The sequence below is a fragment of the Dawidia cretensis genome, assembly GCF_018598175.1.
GTDB classification, from domain to species: Bacteria; Bacteroidota; Bacteroidia; order Cytophagales; family Cyclobacteriaceae; genus Ohtaekwangia; species Ohtaekwangia cretensis.
This window is the reverse complement of record NZ_JAHESE010000034.1, coordinates 1-19,931: the sequence shown is the minus strand read 5'-3', so window position 1 is coordinate 19,931 and position 19,931 is coordinate 1. Positions and strand designations below refer to the sequence as shown.

Here is a 19,931-nt window from a genome sequence, read left to right as displayed (position 1 = left end):
TTATGGTTTTAATTGATCCAGGGCAATATTCAGGCGCAGTACGTGCACACGTGCCGGTCCAAACAAACCCAGCAGCGGTGACTCGGTATAGGTGTCCACCAGGGATTCGAGTATCTGCGGTGTCATGCCCCGCACGTGTGCGATACGGGCAATCTGTACCCGCGCTGCTTGTGGCGAGATGTGTGGATCAAGGCCGCTGCCGGAAGCCGTCACGAGGTCGGCGGGAATTTGTTCCTTCGTGACAGCCGGGTTATGCACCAGGAAGGTATCGATGCGCGCCGCTACTACCGACAGGTAGTCAGGGTTACTCGGGCCCTTGTTACTACCGGCAGAGCCTGCCGCATGATAGTCCACGGCAGAGGGACGGCCCCAGAAATATTTATCGTCGGTAAACTTCTGGCCAATGCGGGCATAGCCCACAACCTTACCGTTGGTAGACAGCGTCTCACCGCGGCCACCACCCGGGGTCAACCGGCCCACGGCAGCAATAAAGAGTGGATAAAGCACGGCCAGCACAATGATCAGGGCCGCCGTCAGCTTCAGGGATATTAACAGATTCTTTTTCATACCAATATTTTTTGTGGTTAAATGAACACTCCCAGGACCAGGTCGATTAGTTTGATGCCGATAAAAGGCACCACGATACCACCAAAGCCGTAGATCAGCAGGTTGCGGCGCAACAGCGCCGACGCGCCGATCGGCTTATACGCCACGCCGCGCAACGCCAGGGGTATCAGCAGCGGAATGATGAAGGCGTTGAAAATGATCGCCGACAGGATCGCTGACTCCGGGCTCTTCAGGCCCATGATGTTTAGTGCCTGCAAGGCCGGGATCGAGGTAATGAACAACGCCGGCACGATGGCAAAATATTTCGCTACGTCGTTGGCGACCGAGAAGGTTGTCAGCGTACCACGGGTAATGAGCAGCTGCTTACCGATCTCCACCACTTCAATCAGCTTGGTCGGATCGTTGTCCAGGTCCACCATGTTACCGGCTTCTTTCGCCGCCTGTGTACCGCTGTTCATCGATACGCCTACGTCGGCTTGTGCCAGGGCGGGAGCGTCGTTGGTACCGTCGCCCATCATGGCAACCAGCTTACCGGAAGCTTGTTCTTTTTTAATATACTCCATCTTGTCCTCGGGCTTTGCCTCAGCAATGAAGTCGTCGACACCAGCTTTCTCGGCGATATACTTTGCCGTTAGCGGATTGTCGCCCGTAACCATCACCGTTTTTACACCCATTTTGCGAAGGCGCTCAAAGCGCTCGGTAATGCCGGGCTTGATCACGTCTTGCAGCTCGATGGCGCCGTATACGATGTCGTTCTGCGCGACTACGAGCGGTGTACCGCCGTTTGCAGCGATTTTCTCTACGGCCGCGTGTATATCATCGGGCACCCGGTTACCGGCTTTCTCCACCAGTTTGCGGATCGCATCATACGCGCCCTTGCGGATCGTGCGGCCGTCGAGGTCGATGCCGGATGTACGCGTCTCGGCCGAGAACTTGATAATGCGGGCATTCGGCACACCATAGGTCAGGTCGCTGCTGCTACCCACCAGTGCAGGATGTTTATACCCACGCGCAGCAGCCAGCTCTACGATGGATTTACCTTCGGGCGTTTCGTCTGCCAGCGAAGCGATCGTAGCGCATTCGATCAGGTCGTCTTCGGTAATGCCTTTGGCCGGGTGAAACTTCGTGGCGCGGCGGTTACCGATGGTAATAGTACCGGTCTTGTCCAGCAGCAGCACGTCTACGTCGCCCGCTGTCTCTACGGCTTTACCGCTTTTGGCAATCACGTTTGCGCCCAGCGCACGGTCCATACCGGCAATGCCGATGGCGGATAAAAGACCACCGATAGTGGTCGGGATCAGACACACAAAGAGCGAAATAAAGGCGGCAATGGTAATCGGTGTGCCGGCATAGTCGGCATAAGGCTTCAGCGCCACACACACGATCAGAAAGATCATGGTAAAGGCCGCCAGCAGGATTGTCAGCGCGATTTCATTCGGTGTCTTCTGACGCGAAGCGCCTTCTACCAGCGCGATCATCTTGTCGAGGAAGGTTTCGCCTGGCGCGGTCGTTACGCGCACCTGGATGCGGTCGGAGAGTACTTTTGTACCACCCGTTACCGACGATTTGTCACCACCTGCCTCGCGGATCACAGGGGCCGACTCACCGGTAATGGCCGATTCGTCCACGGTGGCAATACCCTCTACGATCTCACCGTCGATCGGGATAATATCGCCGACTTCGCAGACGAAGAGGTCGCCTTTTTTCAACTGCGACGAAGCCACGACCTGTATATGGCCCGTGCCGTCGGTAATCTTTTTCGCGCGGGTCTCTTCGCGTGTCTTGCGTAAGCTCTCAGCCTGCGCTTTACCGCGGGCTTCGGCCAGTCCTTCGGCAAAGTTGGCGAAGAGCACGGTGATCAGCAGGATGATAAAGATGGTAATGTTATACCACAGCGCACCCTGGGTGGCGTCGCCGGTAATCATCTGGTTCAGTACAACCACCAGCATGACTACCGTACAGATTTCGACGGCAAACATCACGGGATTCTTCCACATCAGTCGTGGGTCCAGCTTGACAAACGACTGCCGCAGGGCGGTGCCGACTAACGCCGGCTCAAATAATTTTATAGTGCGTTTACGTGACATGACTCAGGTTATTTAAGAGAGAAATATTCGGCCAGCGGACCCAGGGCCAGCGGCGGGAAAAAGGACAGGGCCGTAACGATCACGATCACTGCAAAGGTCATCATGCCGAAGGTAAAGGAGTCGGTGCGCAGGGTGCCGGCCGCTTCGGGTATATACTTTTTGCGGGCCAGCAGACCGGCAATCGCCACGGGGCCGATGATGGGCAGGAAGCGGGCAAAGATCAGCACAACGCCCGAAGTCACATTCCAGAAGATATTGTTGTCGCCAAGCCCTTCAAAACCACTGCCGTTATTGGCATTGGCCGAAGTATACTCGTACAGCATCTCCGAGAAGCCGTGGAAGCTCGGGTTGTTTAACCAGGCCGACGGCTTCACCGCCCAGGCAATGTCCGGTTGGTTCGCGACAAAATAAGCTGCTATACCCGTCATGCCTTTTACCAGGAAGGCCGATAGCAATGTTACCGTCATCGCGATCTTTACTTCGCGTGCTTCCACCTTGTGCCCCATAAACTCGGGTGTACGGCCGACCATCAGCCCGGAGATAAAGACGGCGATGATGATGTAGATGTAATAATTCAGAATCCCCACGCCGCAGCCGCCATAGAAAGCGTTCACCATCATGCCCAGCATTTGCATCATACCCGACAAGGGCATGGAGCTATCGTGCATGGAATTCACAGAACCGGTAGAAATAATGGTCGTGACAATACTCCAGTATGCCGAAGACGCGGGACCGAAGCGTACTTCCTTCCCTTCCATCGCACCGGCGGTTTGCGACACCCCCAGGTTGGCAATGGCCGTGCTGCCGTTGATCTCATAGACCATCGTCGGGATCAGCAGCAAGAGCATGCCGATCGTCATCACACCAAAGATCACATACGCAAACTTCTTCTGGCGGATATAGAGGCCCAGCGCAAAGATCACCGCGATGGGAATGATCATTTGCATGATCAGCTCGAGCATGTTGGTGAAGTAGGTGGGGTTTTCGAGTGGATGTGCCGAGTTGACGCCAAACCAGCCACCGCCGTTGGTGCCGATGTGTTTGATAGCGATCATACCCGCGGCCGGGCCACGTGACACCTGTACCTCGTCGCCTTGCAGCGTGGTGATGGTGTCCTTGCCGTCGAAGCTGGTGGGTGTTCCGTTAAAGGCCAGCAGCGCCGCCACCACGATGCACAACGGCAGCAGGATGCGGGTGTTGGTCTTCAGGAAGATCTCCCAGAAGTTGCCCAGGTTGTTGGTGGTCTTCTCACGTAGGCTGTTGAGTACGCCGACCAGCATCGCGATGCCGGTGGCAGCGCTTACAAACTGCAGGAAGGTGATCACAAACAATTGCGTAAAATAAGTAAGGCCCGATTCACCGGAGTAATGCTGCAGGTTGCAGTTTACCAGGAAGCTGATGGCTGTGTTAAAAGCCAGATCAGGCGTCTGTCCCGGATTGCCGTCGGGGTTCAGTGGCAGGCGATCCTGGAAGAGTAACAGGAAGAAGCCATAGACGAACCATACCAGGTTGATGGTCAGCATGGCTTTGAGGAATTGTTTCCAGTTCATAGGCTCCTGGGGGTTAATACCACAGAGGCGATATATAAATCGCTCTATCGGCAATAGAAAGTCGGAGAACGTTTTTTCGCCGCTAAATACCCGGGCAATATATACTGCCAGCGGGTATGCCAGCAGGACCGTGATAAGAAAGGTGACGATCACACCCAAGATTTCAGTATTCATGATAGTTATACATTAAAATTTTTCCGGGTTCACCAATGCATACAGCAAATAGCAGAACACGGTAATGGCGATGAAAAACAGGAACATCATCATAGGTTAAATGTTTTCGAAGTAATCGACCGATTTGTAGAACAAAGCGAAGCACACCAGGCCCGCCAATAAAAGGATGATCGTGATCATATCTGTATAGTTATGGTTTATGGTTACGTTGTTACTCACCGGGGGCATACAGCTGGCGCAGTCGTAGTTATTTACACTCGAGTGCCCTTACGCCAAAGATTGTGCGAGATTTGCAATTATTTGAAAGCCAGCATTTTGGTTTTGGATAGGGGATACAGACCCTTCGGAATCCGAAGGGTCTGTGCAGAAACGGAAAGCCTCTACTGTATCACATGTTAACCACCTGTAGTATCACTTTTGTTTGATTGTATTGAAATAAATTCCGTTAGTTTGTTTCACAGGGTTCGAAAATTTTGCCAGGAGGCGTTCGAGCGTGGCGACGGAAGTCGGCCGGAATGCGAAACCGGCCCCGGTAAGAGCCACTCTTTGCCCAGTATACTTCGAGTGATCCACATAGATGTTCTATAGATGTCCTACGGATGACCCACGGATGTCCTTACCCTTTAAAGAAGTAGAACATCCGTGGATCATTCGTAGATCTCGGGAAGGGAGAGGGTGGGGCAGATGGGCATTATTCAGACACGGTCCGGCAACCGCACGGTCCGTGGCCGGCCACTGGAATGGTGTGGAATCGATTTAAAGTGCATTTTGTAGAAAAAAGCCTTTTTGACAACCTGTTGCATAAGTTTTACCCCTACCTTCGTTCCGTGAAATTCGGCTGTTATATCGTCGCCTTACTGTTTGCCGTGCTGACATGCTTCCCATGCTCAGACGGCGATCTTTGCGCGCATGACGCTCCCGACGCTCACGCCGTTACCATTTCCGAGCATCACACCGATGCCGGCGCAGCCGACATCTGCTCGCCTTTGTGTGCCTGTAGCTGCTGCAGCACCCACGTACAATTGCCGGTTGCTTTTTCTTTTGAGTCCCATACGCCATTGTTGATGGCACATCGGTCGAGCGTCAACCTGCCTTTTGTGCAGGCCATTGACTATGCCATCTGGCAGCCGCCCAGGGTAGCCTAAATCATCTACACGGCAGCTCGTTCATACTGCCTGTCTTACTAATCCCTATATCACTTTCCGGTATACCGTTGCAACGCAACGGCAGGATCGTATGTATTTCGCTGTACACAGGCGACGGGGATATCTATACCATGCTTTATATCGTGCCTTGTAAAACGTTATGATAGACAAGATCATCTATTTTTCCATTCGCAATAAGCTTATCATCGGCCTGCTCACGCTCGGGCTGGTGGCCTGGGGCGTCTATGCGCTCTCGCGGCTGCCCGTAGACGCCGTGCCGGACATTACCAATAACCAGGTGCAGGTTATCACCCTGTCGCCGTCGCTGGCGGCGCAAGAAGTAGAGCGGCTCATCACCTTTCCCATCGAGCAAAGCATGTCGGTTATCCCCAACATCGCCGAAGTTCGGTCCATGTCACGCTTTGGCCTGTCGGTGGTAACAATCGTCTTCCACGACGATGTGGATATATACTGGGGCCGGCAACAGGTCGGCGAGAAGCTGGTCGAAGCCCGCACCGACATTCCCGAAGAGATCGGTGTGCCCGAAATGGCGCCGGTGTCGACCGGCCTGGGCGAAATATACCAGTACGTGCTGCATGCCAGGCCGGGCTATGAAGAGAAGTACGATGCCATGGAGCTGCGCAGCATTCAGGATTGGATCGTACGTCGCCAGCTGCTCGGCACACCGGGGGTTGCCGAAGTCAACAGCTTTGGTGGCCTGCTCAAACAATACGAGATCGCCCTCAACCCCGACAAGCTGCGCAGCCATAACATCAGCATCGGCGATATACTCGAGGCGCTGGCGCGCAACAACCAGAACACCGGTGGGGCCTATATCGATAAAAAACCATACGCCTATTTCATCCGAAGCGAAGGCCTCATCGGATCACAGGAAGACATCGGCAAGATTGTCGTCACCACCACCTCGGCAAACCTGCCGGTGCTGATTCGCGACGTAGCAGAAGTACGCCTCGGAGCGGCCAGTCGCTATGGCGCCCTGACATGGGATGCCGAGGGTGAAAGGGTAGGGGCCATTGTGATGATGCTGAAAGGCGAGAACTCCAACACCGTCGTCAAGCGCGTGCGCGCAAAAATGGAGCAGATCCGTAAGACACTCCCCGAAGGTGTGGAGATTGAAGTATTCCTCGATCGCAGCGAGTTTGTTGGGCGTGCGGTACACACCGTGACCAAGAACCTGATAGAGGGGGCGTTGATCGTCATCTTTGTACTGGTGCTTTTCCTGGGCAACCTGCGGGCTGGATTGATCGTCGCGTCGGTCATTCCACTGGCCATGCTGTTTGCCATTGCGCTGATGTATGCTTTTGGGGTGTCGGGCAACCTCATGAGCCTGGGCGCGATCGACTTCGGAATCATCGTCGACGGTGCTGTCATCATTGTCGAAGCGACGCTGCACCACCTGGCCCTGCGCACCACCGGCCGCCTGACACAAACTCAACTGGACGAAGAGGTATATACATCCGCCCGCAAGATCCGCAGTGCGGCGGCGTTTGGGGAGATCATCATCCTGATCGTATACCTGCCCATCCTGGCGCTGGTAGGCATTGAAGGCAAGATGTTCCGGCCCATGGCCCAGACGGTAAGCTTTGCTATCCTGGGGGCTTTGATCCTATCGCTTACGTATGTGCCCATGATGTCGGCCTTGTGCCTCAGCAAGGAAGTATCGCACAAGCGTACCGTGGCCGACCGCATCATGGATTTTTTCCAGCGGATTTATGCGCCCGTCATCCGCGGCGCGCTTGATCGAAAGCGCCTGGTGGTCGCGGTGGCCGCGGGGATGTTGATCGTATCGGTCATCGCCTTTTTGCGCCTGGGGGGTGAATTTATACCCACCCTGGAGGAAGGCGATTTCGCCCTGGAGACCCGGTTGCTGACAGGCAGCTCGCTTACCCATACCGTGGATAAAGTAACACAAGCCTCCGATATACTCTTGAAGCAGTTTCCGGAGGTCAAACGCGTGGTGGGCAAGATCGGTGCTGCCGAAATCCCAACCGATCCCATGCCCATGGAAGCGTGCGACCTGACGATCATCCTGCGCGACAAAAGTGAATGGACCTCGGCGGCCACGCGCGAGGAGCTGGCGGCGAAGATGGCCGAAGCCCTGGAGGCGGTACCGGGTGTAAACTTCGGGTTCTCGCAACCCATTCAGCTACGCTTTAACGAGCTGATCTCGGGTGTGCGTCAGGATGTCGGGATCAAGATCTTTGGCGAAGAACTCGATCAGCTCACGCGCCTGTCGCAGGAGATCGGCGGCATCGTGGGGACCGTCGATGGCGCGGTGGATCCCTACCTGGAAAAGATCACCGGCCTGCCGCAGATCGTTGTCAAGATCAACCGCGACGCGCTGGCGCGTTTTGGTATCAGCGTGGAGGCGGTAAACGAAACGGTCAGTGCGGCATTCGCGGGGAAGGCGGCGGGGTTGGTATACGAGAATGAGCGACGGTTTGACCTGGTGGTGCGCCTAGCCGAGCAAAGCCGGCAACGCATTGAAGATGTGCAGGACCTGTACGTCAGCGGTCCCAACGGTCTCCAGGTGCCGCTGCAGCAGCTTGCCGACGTGCGCTTTGAAGAAGGTCCAAACCAAATTCAGCGCGAAGATGCCAAACGCCGCATCATCGTCGGCTTTAACGTGCGCGGCCGCGACATCGCGAGCGTGGTAAAAGAGGTACAGGAAAAGATTGCCGCAAACGTGAAGTTTCCGCCGAACTACTACGTAACGTATGGTGGCCAGTTTGAGAATCTTCAGGAAGCGCAACGCAGACTGTCGGTCGCGGTGCCGGTGGCGCTGCTGCTGATCTTTCTGTTGTTATACTTCACCTTCGGCTCGGTGCGGCAGTCGCTGCTCATCTTTACGGCTATACCCCTGGCGGCGATCGGCGGGGTCTTTGCGCTGGTAGTGCGGGGCATGCCCTTTAGCATCTCGGCCGGCATCGGCTTCATCGCCTTGTTTGGTGTGGCGGTGTTAAACGGCATCGTACTCATTGCGCAGTTTAACCGTTCACGCCAGGAGGGCATGACGGACTTGCGCGAGATCGTATTGCACGGTACGGCTGAACGCCTGCGGCCGGTGTTGATGACGGCGCTGGTGGCCTCACTGGGTTTCCTGCCCATGGCGCTGTCGGGATCTGCCGGCGCGGAAGTACAAAAGCCATTGGCGACCGTCGTCATTGGCGGATTGGTCACCTCTACCTTGCTCACGCTGGTAGTGTTGCCTGTGTTATATAGTTATGTAGAACGAAAGCAAACGAAATCATCGATATGAGATTCTCGCAAAGAATAATAATGCTGGCGTGGGTGGTATGGCTGCCCCTGGTAACGCAGGCGCAGACAACGACGATCACCCTCGAGCAAGCCGTACATCAGAGCCTGCAGCAAAACCAGTACGTACAGGCCGCCCGGTATGACGTAGAGGCCCGGCAAACCTTAAAACGCACCGCGTCGGATATCGGCAAGCTATCGGTAACAGGCATGGTGGGGCAATACAACAGTTATGTACGGTCTGATAACAACATAACGGTTTCTCAATCCATTCCGTTTCCGACGGTCTTTGGCGCACGTGCGTCCCTGGGACAAGCACAGGTGAAAGGCAGCGAGCTGAAGCTGGCGGCAACAGAAGATGAATTGGTATTTCAGGTAAAATCAACGTGGTGCCACCTGGCGTACCTACACGCACTGCATACGTGGTATATCCGCCAGGATAGCCTGTATAAAAAACTGGCCGACGCCAGCAACGTACGGCAACGCACGGGCGAAGCGAACCTGCTGGAAAAGGCGACGGCGGAAAGCCGCTACGGCCAATCGCAGACGGCCCTGCGTCAGAACGAAGCAGACCTCGCCGTGTACCGCGAGCGTTTACAAATGTTGTTGAACAGCAGCGCCCCGGTGGATGTACCGCCGGCGGCACTCGCGCCCCGGCCCACACCGTTGGCCGACACCGCCACGGTGCGCAACAACCCGCAGCTGCAGTGGTACCGTCAGCAGGTTGCCATTGCAGAAAAGGAACGCGCCGTCGAAAAGAACCAGTTGGCGCCGGACCTGCTTGTCGGGTATTTCAACCAGACCCTGATCGGCATGCCCGTAGGCGAGAACACCACGGCGCTGACGACCAAAAGTGATCGCTTTCAGGGTTTTATGGTCGGCATCAGCGTGCCGCTATGGTATCGTCCGCAAGCGGCCCGTGCGAAAGCAGCCGAATATACCCGCCTGGCAGCCGAAAGTCGCTACACGCAGGAACAACGCAACTATACCGGCGAGCTCACGGCGCTTTCGCAAGAGGTGACCAAGCTGCGCGATGCGCTGGACTACTATACGGGCGGTGCGCTGCCGCACGCGGAGCTCATTCTCAAGCAGGCCAACCTGGCCTTTCGCAGCGGCGAGATCGGCTATGTGGAGTTGGTGCAGTCGTTGCAAACGGCGGCCGACGTGCAACACGGCTACCTGGGCACGCTCAATCAATACAACCAGGCGGTTGTCAAACTGGAATATTTACTGGCAATAGAGTAACACGATCAAGACCATCATGACATTCACCATACGAACCAATCATTTTCTTTTTATCCTCGCGGCCGTCGCCGGTAGCCTCACCGGCTGTCGTGACAAAGCGCCCGCCGAGGAACCCGCGCACGAGCATGAAGAGGCCGAAGGCAAGGTCGGGCTTTCCACGCTACAGTATAAATCCGTGGGCGTTGTGCTGGGTGGCATCGAATCCCGGCAGCTCAGCGGCCAGCTCCATGTCAACGGCGTGCTCGATGTGCCCCCGCAGAACCAGGTGAGCATATCCATTCCCTACGGCGGCATTCTGAAATATACCGACCTGTTACAAGGCATGTGGGTTAATAAGGGGCAGGTCATCGCCCGTATGGAGCATCCCGACTACATTCAGATGCAGCAGGAATACCTGGATGCCGCCAGCCAACTGTCGTATCTGGAAAAAGAGTATAAACGCCAGGAGGAGCTGAGCCGCGAGAATGTGACCGCCGCCAAGACCTTTGAAAAAACTACGGCCGACTATCACTCCTTGCGCGTTCGCGTAGAGTCACTGCGTCAGAAATTGGCTTTGCTGAACATTCGCGCGGCGAGCCTGACAACGGAGACGTTGCAATCGTCTGTCCCGGTGATCTCGCCCATCAGCGGCTACGTAACCGAGGTCAACGCTAACATCGGCAAGTTTGTACAGCCCAACGAAGTGATCTTCGAGATTGTCGATACACGTCACCTGCACGTCGAGCTGATGGTATTCGAGAAAGATGTGCCCAAGCTACGCGAAGACCAGAAAGTACGGTTTATACTCGCCAATGAGTCGACATCGCGCGAAGCCGAAGTGCACCTCATTGGGCGCGAGATCAGCGCCGAGCGCACGGTGCGTGTGCATTGTCACCTGCTGAAAGAAGACAAAGACCTGTTGCCGGGCATGTACGTTAAAGCGACCATTGAAACTACCGGTGGTCAGACCGATGCGTTGCCAGGCGAGGCAGTCGTGAGCGCAGCCGGTAAGCACTATATTTTTCTACAGACCGTAGAAGAGAAAGGTGCATCAACAAACCCTGCAGAAGAACATACGGATGAGGCGGAACGTGAGCAAATTCACTTCCGGGCCGTCGAGGTGGGTACCGGTGTGAGCGACGATGGTTTTACAGAAATCCTCTTGCCGGAAGGTTTCGACCGCAACACGCGCAACATTGTGTTGAAAGGCGCCTACGACCTGTTGTCGAAAATGAACAATAGCGAAGAGGAGGGACACCATCATTAATAGGGGTTGGCGGTACGGTTTTTTAATGTATGCGGTTGAACATTAAACCGAACGCATATGCATATCATATTGGGAGCCACCGGCCACATTGGGTCGGTGTTAATCAAACTGCTGGCGGAACGGGGCGAGCAGGTCACAGGCGTGACACGTAACCGTGGTAATGTAGCACAGATCGAAGCCGCCGGCGCAAAAGCCGCGGTCGTCGACGTGCAGGATACGAATGGGCTACGCGCACTTTTTAAAAAAGGTACGCGTCTCTACTTGCTCAATCCTCCGGGCAACTTTGCGGCCGATTCGTTTGCCGAGGAAAAGCAGTCGATCAGCTCGATCCTGTCGGCATTGAAAGATTCACCTATTGAAAAGATCGTAGCCGAATCGACCTATGGCGCACAGCCAGGCGATCAGCTCGGTGACCTCGATGTATTATACGGCATGGAACAAGCGTTGGCCATGACTCCACGTTACGTTTCCATTCTGCGGGGTTCGTATTACATGAGCAACTTCGATATGGACCTGGGCACGGCCCGCTCCGAAGGTAAGATCTATACACTTTTCCCCGTCGACTTTAAGATCCCGATGGTTGCCCCTGCGGATATTGCGCACTTCGCCGCCGACCTCTTGCTGGAAGCCAAAGAAAATACCGCCCTGCACTACATCACAGGTCCACAGGATTATACACCGCGTGACGTAGCCAACGCTTTCAGTAAAGCCCTCGGTCGCCCGGTAGAAGCGGTCGCGGTAGAGCGTCCCAAATGGCAGGAGTTCCTGATGAAAGCCGGCTTCTCCGAAGCGTCCGCCACCTCTATGGCCAACATGACGGCCGTCACACTGGAGCAGGATTTTGAAATAGGCAAGGCACCAAAACGTGGTAATATTACCCTGGAAGAATATATCGATCACCTGGTGAAAAAGCAGGAGCACGAAATGGCGTAACCGGACTATTTTGATGTGACTTGTGTGCTGTTTACAGGAATGGCGGGATTCTTATCCGGTATATATTCTTTCCAGACATTCCTGTAAGCAGCGCTACACTTCTTCGAGAAAAAACGCTGGAAGAAATTAGGGCGTAATGCAGTAGCTGCCTGTATGCGTGCCGTTTCGAGGTGTTGATATTGTTGCGTGATCAGGATCTGAACGTTTTTGTTACGATTTTCGCAATTCTTCTGAATCTGCTTTGTAAGCTCATTCTCTGCATATTGCCTGAAACGTTTGTTATAGTCGGAAATCGCCGTCCTGTATTCAAGGTCGTTGGCGTTTACACGTGACTGGAATGAATGAGCCGCAGTGGTAAGATTTTCGACGTGTTTAATCATATCGTTAAAGGATTCCATGACGTATTTGAGATCGGGAAATCTTAAAGATTTGAAAGCGGGTGTTTTTTTGCCAGTATAAATGGGCATTTTGCAAGGGTCAGGATTTTTGCGCAATGGATAATCAATATCCAACGTGATATTCGGATCCGCCTGAACGCAACCTTCCTTCTTCAACACCTTTAAGGAATCAAGAAATTTAATCTCCTGATTGTAGTTTCTTAGCAAGCTCTCGGTTGACCGGGAGTAGATCATGTCCAGCGGTACTTCTTGTCGTTGCTGAAGAGCTTCTAAGGCGTTGCGTAGACGTTTAATGCGGCTTTGCGCATGTGACATTTGAACGTAGCAGAGACAAAGCGTGGTGAGTAGGACGGAAGTGAAGCGAATCATAATGGGGGTGTTTGGTAGTTCATGTTATACATCTTATGTGTTCGTCGATTGATACTGTCGGTTCTCATGAGTAAGATCTGCAAATTTGCCTCAATTTCATGGATCGTGGTAACATAGATATCCCCCGGGCCTCCAATGACCAGATCCCCATCGTCTCCATAGACGGTTTCTGTTGTGCGGGTAGAGTTGTCTATATTGTCGCTACCATAAACGGTCCGGGAGTTGTCAATACTGCCGATACTTCCAATCTCGCTGATATACCCCGGAATGTACCAGTTGGCATACGTATAAGGCCATGCGGGGTCACTCAGGTTGATATGATTCGGATCGACCGGTTTTAATCCCTGCAGAAACATGAGGAAATAGAGGAGGATAAGCGATTTTAATCCGGCATTCTGCAGCTGTGGTGTTGCCTGATATAAGACGAGTAAGGCAAAGGTGATGGAGAACATCGTCAGGAGATCAATTTTCTGTACGTGTTTCAGCAGGTTGGAGGCCGCATCGATGGACTCTTTTTGCCGTTTGCTGATGGTGAGTTCCAGGTTTGCCCGGTAATAAGAGGTATAGGAACGGGTAGCCAGGAATTGCTGGCCGATGACCCGGAGACGGTGTATGCGCCGCGTTGTATCACTAAATTCATGTTTGAGCGAAGCCACCACAGCCGGCGTGATTTCCTGAAGATTTTGCGTGTTAAAGTTTTCGAAGGGATTTACGCCCCTGGACACTGAATCGGCAATGGCTATATTCAGTAGGTATTCCGTTCGAAGGGCGCCTTGATGGATCAGCTGGTCGGTCTCCTTCAATGTTGTATAGTGTTTCTCATCTTCTTTGAGCGAATTCTGTAAAGCAAAGGGTTTTAAATAGAGGCGCCAATAGGGGGATGAATCAATCTTTACAGAATCTTTTGTCGATATATTTTTAGCCGGAAGCGCTATCGTATTACTTGCTTTTACTGTCATCGCTACTTCTCCGCTACGCTTGGATGGCGCTTTCTGATCCTTCGCAGGCTTTTCCGGTTTTGGTAATGCATGCATAGCATAGAGCCCACAGGCGAAGACGACAGCCATGCACAACGTGACAAACGATAACCCTTTTGCCCCCGCCACTGCACGGAGGGTGATCATCACACGCTGGACGAAGGGTGATCGGGATGAATCTCCGTCTTGCGATGCCACCGTTGGCTGATCTGTAAAGTGAACCAGCAGCAATAGCATCCAAAGCGCCACAATGGTAATAACGAATGGATATCGTTGAAATTGAGACGGAACACAGACATCGATACACACGATCACAAGAATAAAAAGCAGTATCACGATTTGAATGGGCTTGCTTTTGGGTGGTCGTATCCGTAGCCCACCCTTTAGTATGTTCCTTGGGAGTTGGATTTTGTTGGATGCGTAGAGATAAACAACATAGAGTAGAAGGGGTAGCGTAAGGTAGCAGATTTTAAAGGTGACAAAAAGGTTGGCACGATCGTTTGCGTCCTTAAAGAGCTCGGCGATAAATTTGAAGGTGAGCGGATGAAAAAAGTCAAACGAGATAAATCCCAGTACGACCAGCTTCAGAACGTCGCCGAACTTGTCGTTGAGGACGCCGTGTACCTTCTCCTGGAGAGAAGAGAGGCGCAAATCTCTTTTTTGATTGGCATTGTGGATATGTTGTTGAGGCCGTGTGTCAGCATGGCGACGACGTCCCCGGGGGTATTTGGAGCTCATAGTGAAGTTAGAGTAAAGCCAATAGAAAAAGCCCATCACACACTCTTTGTCCAAGAGGTTATGTGATGGGCTCATAATCGTTATTGAATCTCGTAAATAACCTGGAGATCACAAAATTTCGGGTTGAGATATTTGGCTTCGGGATTGAAGCGTGAACATCTCAACCGTCATAAGGAGATGGATTTGGGTTGGGTTTCGGTCAATTTAGCCCGGAGGGACCTTTTTTTGTAAGTGTCACACCCCCCGATTTACATCGCCGGTTGTCTTTTTTCATCCGTTCGCCGCCCGCGGGCTCCCGTTTCCGGCGATCTCCGGGCATGAAAAAGTATACCCGCCGGGTATCGGTTTGTGGTATATACTTATGAATTCTCCCGCAACGTAAGGTATATATTCCCACGTTCGTGGGTATACTTCCTGTATCCAGAATAAATCGTATTACGTCAGGATAATTTCAGGAAAAACGTGCGTGTGCTATTTCTCTACTTTCAATGCATCGTAACAGACCTAATTAAACCCCAAGATTGCATGAGAAAGTATTTTACCAAACGCTTGGTGGCGGCGTTGGCGCTTTTGGCGTCGGCGTTGCTGTATCAGCAGGCCATGGCACAGGTGACCGTTTCCGGAAAGGTAGTTTCCGAAGATAACGAGTCACTGCCGGGCGTGAGTGTGATGTTGAAAGGAACATTACTGGGAACGACGACAGATGCCGGTGGACGCTTTACTATAGCGGTACCAGGATCCGAATCGGTGTTGATCCTCAGCTTTGTCGGCTATGTAAGCGAAGAAGTACCGGTGGGCAATCAAACCACCCTGGAGATCCGGCTGGTGCCCGACCTGCAGTCATTACAAGAGGTTGTCGTGATCGGCTATGGCACGCAGAAGAAAGAGAACGTTACCACCGCCATAGCCAGTGTGAAGGAAAAGGATTTCACGACGGGGGCTATGCGCGATGCCTCCGAGCTCATCAAGGGTAAGGTGGCCGGTCTGGTGATTGACAACGGCTCCGGCGACCCCGGCGAAATGCCCAACATCTCCCTGCGCGGTGTCGCCACCATCAGCGGGTCGACTACACCGTTGATCCTGATCAACGGTGTACCCGGTGATTTTAATACCGCAGCGCCGGCAGACATCGTATCGATCGAGGTATTAAAAGATGCATCGGCGGCAGCCATCTACGGTACACGGGGCGCCAACGGGGTGATCCTGATCACGACCCGCGGTGGCGCGCGCGACCGGGCGCCGTCGCTGGCGTATACACATTACTCCGCTGTTTCCAACATCGCCCGCAAGCCCGAATTCCTCACGGCCGGCGAATACCTCCAGCGTGCAGAGACATTCAATTTCGTGAGTGACTACGTAAATGAAGCGGAACAGCATGGCGGCATCGGCGACACCGATTGGCTGGATCTGATCACCCGCACGGCGTATACGCAAAACCACAACCTGTCGCTGCAGGGCGGCGGAGCATCATCTACCTATGCCCTGGCCGTGAACTATATCTCACAAGAGGGCATCTTCCTGAAGTCAGGCAACGATGAGTTCCGGGTATCGCTGGACCTGAATCAATATTTACTCGACGATAAAGTTACACTAAACATCAACGTGCTGCGGGGTGTTCAGAAACGCGAAGCCATGGGCGACGGCAATTCGTTCAATACGCTTATTTATCGCAACGCCCTGATCCGGAACCCGCTGCTCCATGTAAAAGATGAAGAAGGCAACTGGATCGACTTTCCCAAGTACCAATACTACAACCCGCTGGCGATGATCGAAGAGGCGGGGGGCGACATCAACAATTCGTGGACACGCCTTACGTCTAACCTCACGGTAGAGCCGATCGGCGGCTGGAAGACAAACCTGATGCTGGCGCAGGAAATAAAGGAGGAGCTTATGGGCTATGCGGAAACCAAAAAACATTACTCCACCACCCGCAACGGTCGCAATGGCTTTGCCTCGCGCAGCGACGACCACAACAAAACCAACTACCTGGAGCTGACCTCCCAGTATGCGCACACCCTGGGTGACCACAATGTCACCTTGCTGGGCGGCTATAGCTATCAATACAATGTGAACGAAGGGGGTTGGGTAAACAACTACGACTTTCCCACCGACAAATACTCCTACAGCAACCTGGAGGCCGGCAACGCCATGCGCGACGGCCTGGCCCGTATGGCCAGCTATAAGAACGATAACGCGTTGATCGGCTTTTTTGGCCGGGCAGCGTATACCTTCCGTGACAAATTCAATGTGCTGGCCAGCGTACGGCGCGAGGGCTCGTCCAAGTTTGGAGCCAACTACAAGTGGGGTACATTCCCCTCGGCATCGGCCAGCTGGCTGATCAACAAAGAACCCTTTCTGGCCAATGTAAACGGGCTCACCTTGCTGAAACTACGGGCGGGCTACGGTGTGACCGGTGTCATTCCGAGGGATTCCTACCAATCGAAGACGGCGCTGAATTACGATGGCAGCTTTTTCTATAATAATGGCAAGTGGGTACCGCCCTTGCAAAATGCCTGGAATCCCAATCCCGACCTGCGGTGGGAGAAGTCGCAAGAGGTTAACGTGGGTGTCGACTTCGAGCTGTTTAACCGGCGCATCACGGGGAGTGTAGACGGCTATGTAAAAAAGACCAAAGACTTGCTGTTTCAGTACAGGGTGCCGCAGCCGCCAAACCTGGCCGAGCGCACGCTGGCCAACGTCGGCAAAATGGAGAACCGCGGCATCGAAGTATTGTTGCGCGGCACACCGGTGCGCTCCAACAACTTCGAGTGGAACTCGATGGTCACAATGTCACGTAACAAGAACGAGCTGCTGAGCTTGTCCAACGATCTATACCAGATCGACGGCGACTACATCAACACCGGCGATGCGGGCGATCCTATTTCCATGACCACGCACCGTGTCGAGGTGGGGCAACCCCTCGGTAATTTCTGGGGCTTAAAGTCAATCGACATCAGCGACGATGGTTTGTGGGTGATCGAGTTGCCCGGCGGCGAGCGTAAGGTGATGGACGACAACGTCATGTCACAAGACCCCAACCGCCAGATCCTCGGCAATGGCATTCCCAAATTCCGGCTGGGCTGGACAAACACCTTCCGCTACAAAAGCTTCGACCTGAGCGTGGTCATGAACGGCGCCTTCGGGTTCCAGATCCTGAATTTCCAGCGCATGTTCTACGAGAACCCCAACATCAACTACAACGTGCTGGAGTCCGCCTTTGACAATGTCTACGGCAAGCGGCTGCTGGCCTACACCCGCCAGGCCTATGTGAGCTACTACATCGAAGACGGCGATTATCTGAAGCTGGACAACGCGACGCTGGGCTACAACTTCAACGTGGCACAGCTCAAGTTTATCCGTGCCGTGCGCCTGTATGTCTCAGGCTCCAACCTGGCAACCATTACCGGGTATAAAGGCGTCGACCCGGAGATCCGCCGCGACGACCTGATGTTCCAGGGCAACGACAACCGCGACAAATTCCCGTCGATTCGCACCTACACGGTAGGCGTAAATGTAAACTTCTAACAGCAACAGACATGACGACACATACGATAAAACGCTATCTCTCCGTGTTGGTATTTACCGCCGGAATGTTTTCCTGTACCAACCTGGACGAGAATCTCTATGATCTCATTACAGCCGAAGAAACCGAGCTCACGGCCGACGACCTGAACACCATCATCGCCCCCGCCTTCACGCGCTTTCAGGCCGTATATTGGGGCTGGAACGGTCTCTTTGATGTATACGAAGAATCATCCGACCTCATCGTGACGCCGTACCGCATCGGCAACGGCTGGGGCGATCTTTACCTCGACCTGCACAAACATCAATGGGGACCTTTCATCGAGCATGCCAACAATCTTTGGATTGCGGTATACAATGGCATTACCTATTCCAATAAAGCAATGCTGACCATCGAGACGATACCCAATGTAGAGGGTAAAGAGTTTGCGCTGGCGGAGCTGCGGGCCTTGCGGGCCATTTATTACTACATCTTGTTCGATAATTTCCGCGGTGTACCGCTGGTGACAACGTTTGATTTACCCAAAGGCTACCTGCCCGAACACAACACAGCAAAGGAAGTATACGACTTTATCGAAAGCGAGCTGACAGAGGTTATGCCGCTGCTCACCGAAACGGTTGATCGATCCACGTATGGCCGCGTGACCCGGTGGGCCGCCAGGATGACGCTGGCCAAGCTGTATCTGAACTCCGAAGTATATTTCGGCACTGCCCGCTGGGCCGACGCCCTTACACAGGTAGAAGACGTCATCAACAGCGGCAACTTCGCGTTGCAGGGAAGCTACGCCGACAACTTCAAAGTCGCAAACGACGCGGTCAGCAACAAAGAGCAAATCTTTACCATTCCCTTCGACGATATCAACGCCCCCGGCTCGTACTATCCGTATAAAACCCTGCACGCCCTGAGTCAGCCGACCTACAACATGCGCGAGTCCCCCTGGGGCGGCAGCTGCGGCATCCCCCAATTTATCGATACCTACGATGAAGACGACAGCCGTTTCACCGACTGTTGGCTTGGTGGCCCGCAGTATACCAGCAGTGGCGAGCCCATCATGTTTAATGGTGAGCATTTTACCTACGTCAATTCCGTCACCAGCGCGGACGGCGCGGAGTATAACGAGGGATTCCGGTTTGTTAAATATGAGATTGCCGGGCTTGACGGAAAAGGCAACGACGTTCCGTTCTACCGCTACGCCGATGCACTCATGATCCAGGCTGAATGTTTGCTGCGCAGTGGTGGCGCCGCGGGTGCGGATCAGGCCGCCGCCATCGTGACGGAGATCCGCCGCCGCGCTTTCCGGAACGATCCTGACAAAGCAGTAGTGACGGGCGCGGAATTGCTCGAAGGAAGCCGGTATAATTACGGGCCGTACGAGGCGGGTGTCATCACGGAGGAAGAAGGCGGCGAGGATATCATCTATGGCCGGTTCCTGGACGAGCTGGCGTGGGAGTTTGTGGGAGAGCATCACCGGAAGCAGGACCTCATTCGCTTTAAGACGACGGAGGAGAGCAAATCTGTGTACATCGCCAAGTCGTGGTTGACGCATAAGCCAAGCGCGAAGTTTCGGGAGGTCTATCCCATACCCCAGCCGCAGCGGGAGACGAACTCCAACTTGGGGCAGAATGATGGCTATTGAGTGTCACGTAGATAGGCGTATGAACGAACCATAAGTTTATTGGATACTGCACAAATGATGAGAGTTG

At 53.8% G+C, this 19,931-nt stretch carries 13 protein-coding genes; 7 read left to right on the top strand and 6 right to left on the bottom strand.

The genetic code is table 11. From position 1 onward, the window contains the following. The 4 genes from KK062_RS24535 to KK062_RS31120 are packed head-to-tail and all read right to left on the bottom strand — an operon-like array spanning nucleotide 1 to nucleotide 4,465. Nucleotides 1-567 (bottom strand): K(+)-transporting ATPase subunit C, encoded by a 567-nt coding sequence (locus KK062_RS24535; protein WP_254087016.1) that lies wholly within the window; start codon nucleotides 565-567, stop codon nucleotides 1-3. Nucleotides 568-584: 17 nt separating this feature from the next. Then, on the bottom strand, nucleotides 585-2,654 hold the full coding sequence (gene kdpB, locus KK062_RS24530) for a potassium-transporting ATPase subunit KdpB (protein ID WP_254087015.1): 2,070 nt from the start codon (nucleotides 2,652-2,654) through the stop codon (nucleotides 585-587). An 8-nt stretch (nucleotides 2,655-2,662) separates the two neighbouring features. Further along, nucleotides 2,663-4,378, bottom strand: a complete 1,716-nt coding sequence (gene kdpA, locus KK062_RS24525; RefSeq protein WP_254087014.1) for a potassium-transporting ATPase subunit KdpA — start codon at nucleotides 4,376-4,378, stop codon at nucleotides 2,663-2,665. A gap of 12 nt (nucleotides 4,379-4,390) precedes the next feature. Continuing rightward, entirely contained in the window at nucleotides 4,391-4,465 is a 75-nt protein-coding gene (locus KK062_RS31120; protein ID WP_369075187.1) for a potassium-transporting ATPase subunit F, read from the bottom strand. Between the two features lie 740 nt (nucleotides 4,466-5,205). On the opposite strand from KK062_RS31120, the gene KK062_RS24520 reads away from it, so the two are divergent. The 5 genes from KK062_RS24520 to KK062_RS24505 all read left to right on the top strand — a co-directional run bounded on the left by KK062_RS24520 (nucleotide 5,206) and on the right by KK062_RS24505 (nucleotide 12,223). Further along, nucleotides 5,206-5,523: a DUF6660 family protein gene (locus tag KK062_RS24520; RefSeq protein ID WP_254087013.1), complete on the top strand. Its 318-nt coding sequence runs from the start codon at nucleotides 5,206-5,208 to the stop codon at nucleotides 5,521-5,523. A 160-nt stretch (nucleotides 5,524-5,683) separates the two neighbouring features. Next, nucleotides 5,684-8,803: an efflux RND transporter permease subunit gene (locus KK062_RS24515; protein ID WP_317195810.1), complete on the top strand. Its 3,120-nt coding sequence runs from the start codon at nucleotides 5,684-5,686 to the stop codon at nucleotides 8,801-8,803. Then, the gene (locus KK062_RS30995; protein ID WP_317195809.1) at nucleotides 8,800-10,044 is read left to right on the top strand and encodes a TolC family protein; all 1,245 of its coding nucleotides are present in this window, start codon (nucleotides 8,800-8,802) and stop codon (nucleotides 10,042-10,044) included. Before KK062_RS24515 ends, KK062_RS30995 begins: the two co-directional genes overlap by 4 nt. A 16-nt stretch (nucleotides 10,045-10,060) precedes the next feature. After that, complete coding sequence (locus tag KK062_RS24510) at nucleotides 10,061-11,290, top strand: efflux RND transporter periplasmic adaptor subunit (protein ID WP_254087012.1); 1,230 nt, start codon at nucleotides 10,061-10,063, stop codon at nucleotides 11,288-11,290. 57 nt (nucleotides 11,291-11,347) lie between these two features. Beyond that, nucleotides 11,348-12,223 carry an NmrA family NAD(P)-binding protein gene (locus KK062_RS24505; RefSeq protein WP_254087011.1) on the top strand — a complete coding sequence of 292 codons (876 nt, stop codon included), beginning with the start codon at nucleotides 11,348-11,350 and terminating at the stop codon, nucleotides 12,221-12,223. Between the two features lie 5 nt (nucleotides 12,224-12,228). Here the strand turns inward: KK062_RS24505 and KK062_RS24500 are convergent, their stop codons facing one another. Both KK062_RS24500 and KK062_RS24495 read right to left on the bottom strand, forming a co-directional pair. Beyond that, nucleotides 12,229-12,990 (bottom strand): hypothetical protein, encoded by a 762-nt coding sequence (locus KK062_RS24500; protein ID WP_254087010.1) that lies wholly within the window; start codon nucleotides 12,988-12,990, stop codon nucleotides 12,229-12,231. Then, nucleotides 12,987-14,705 carry a hypothetical protein gene (locus KK062_RS24495; protein WP_254087009.1) on the bottom strand — a complete coding sequence of 573 codons (1,719 nt, stop codon included), beginning with the start codon at nucleotides 14,703-14,705 and terminating at the stop codon, nucleotides 12,987-12,989. Before KK062_RS24495 ends, KK062_RS24500 begins: the two co-directional genes overlap by 4 nt. Before the next feature lie 525 nt (nucleotides 14,706-15,230). Between KK062_RS24495 and KK062_RS24490 the strand changes: the two genes are divergently transcribed. Next, complete coding sequence (locus tag KK062_RS24490) at nucleotides 15,231-18,230, top strand: SusC/RagA family TonB-linked outer membrane protein (RefSeq protein ID WP_254087008.1); 3,000 nt, start codon at nucleotides 15,231-15,233, stop codon at nucleotides 18,228-18,230. Nucleotides 18,231-18,241: 11 nt separating this feature from the next. Further along, nucleotides 18,242-19,864 (top strand): RagB/SusD family nutrient uptake outer membrane protein, encoded by a 1,623-nt coding sequence (locus tag KK062_RS24485; protein WP_254087007.1) that lies wholly within the window; start codon nucleotides 18,242-18,244, stop codon nucleotides 19,862-19,864. The last annotated feature ends 67 nt before the right edge of the window (nucleotides 19,865-19,931 follow it).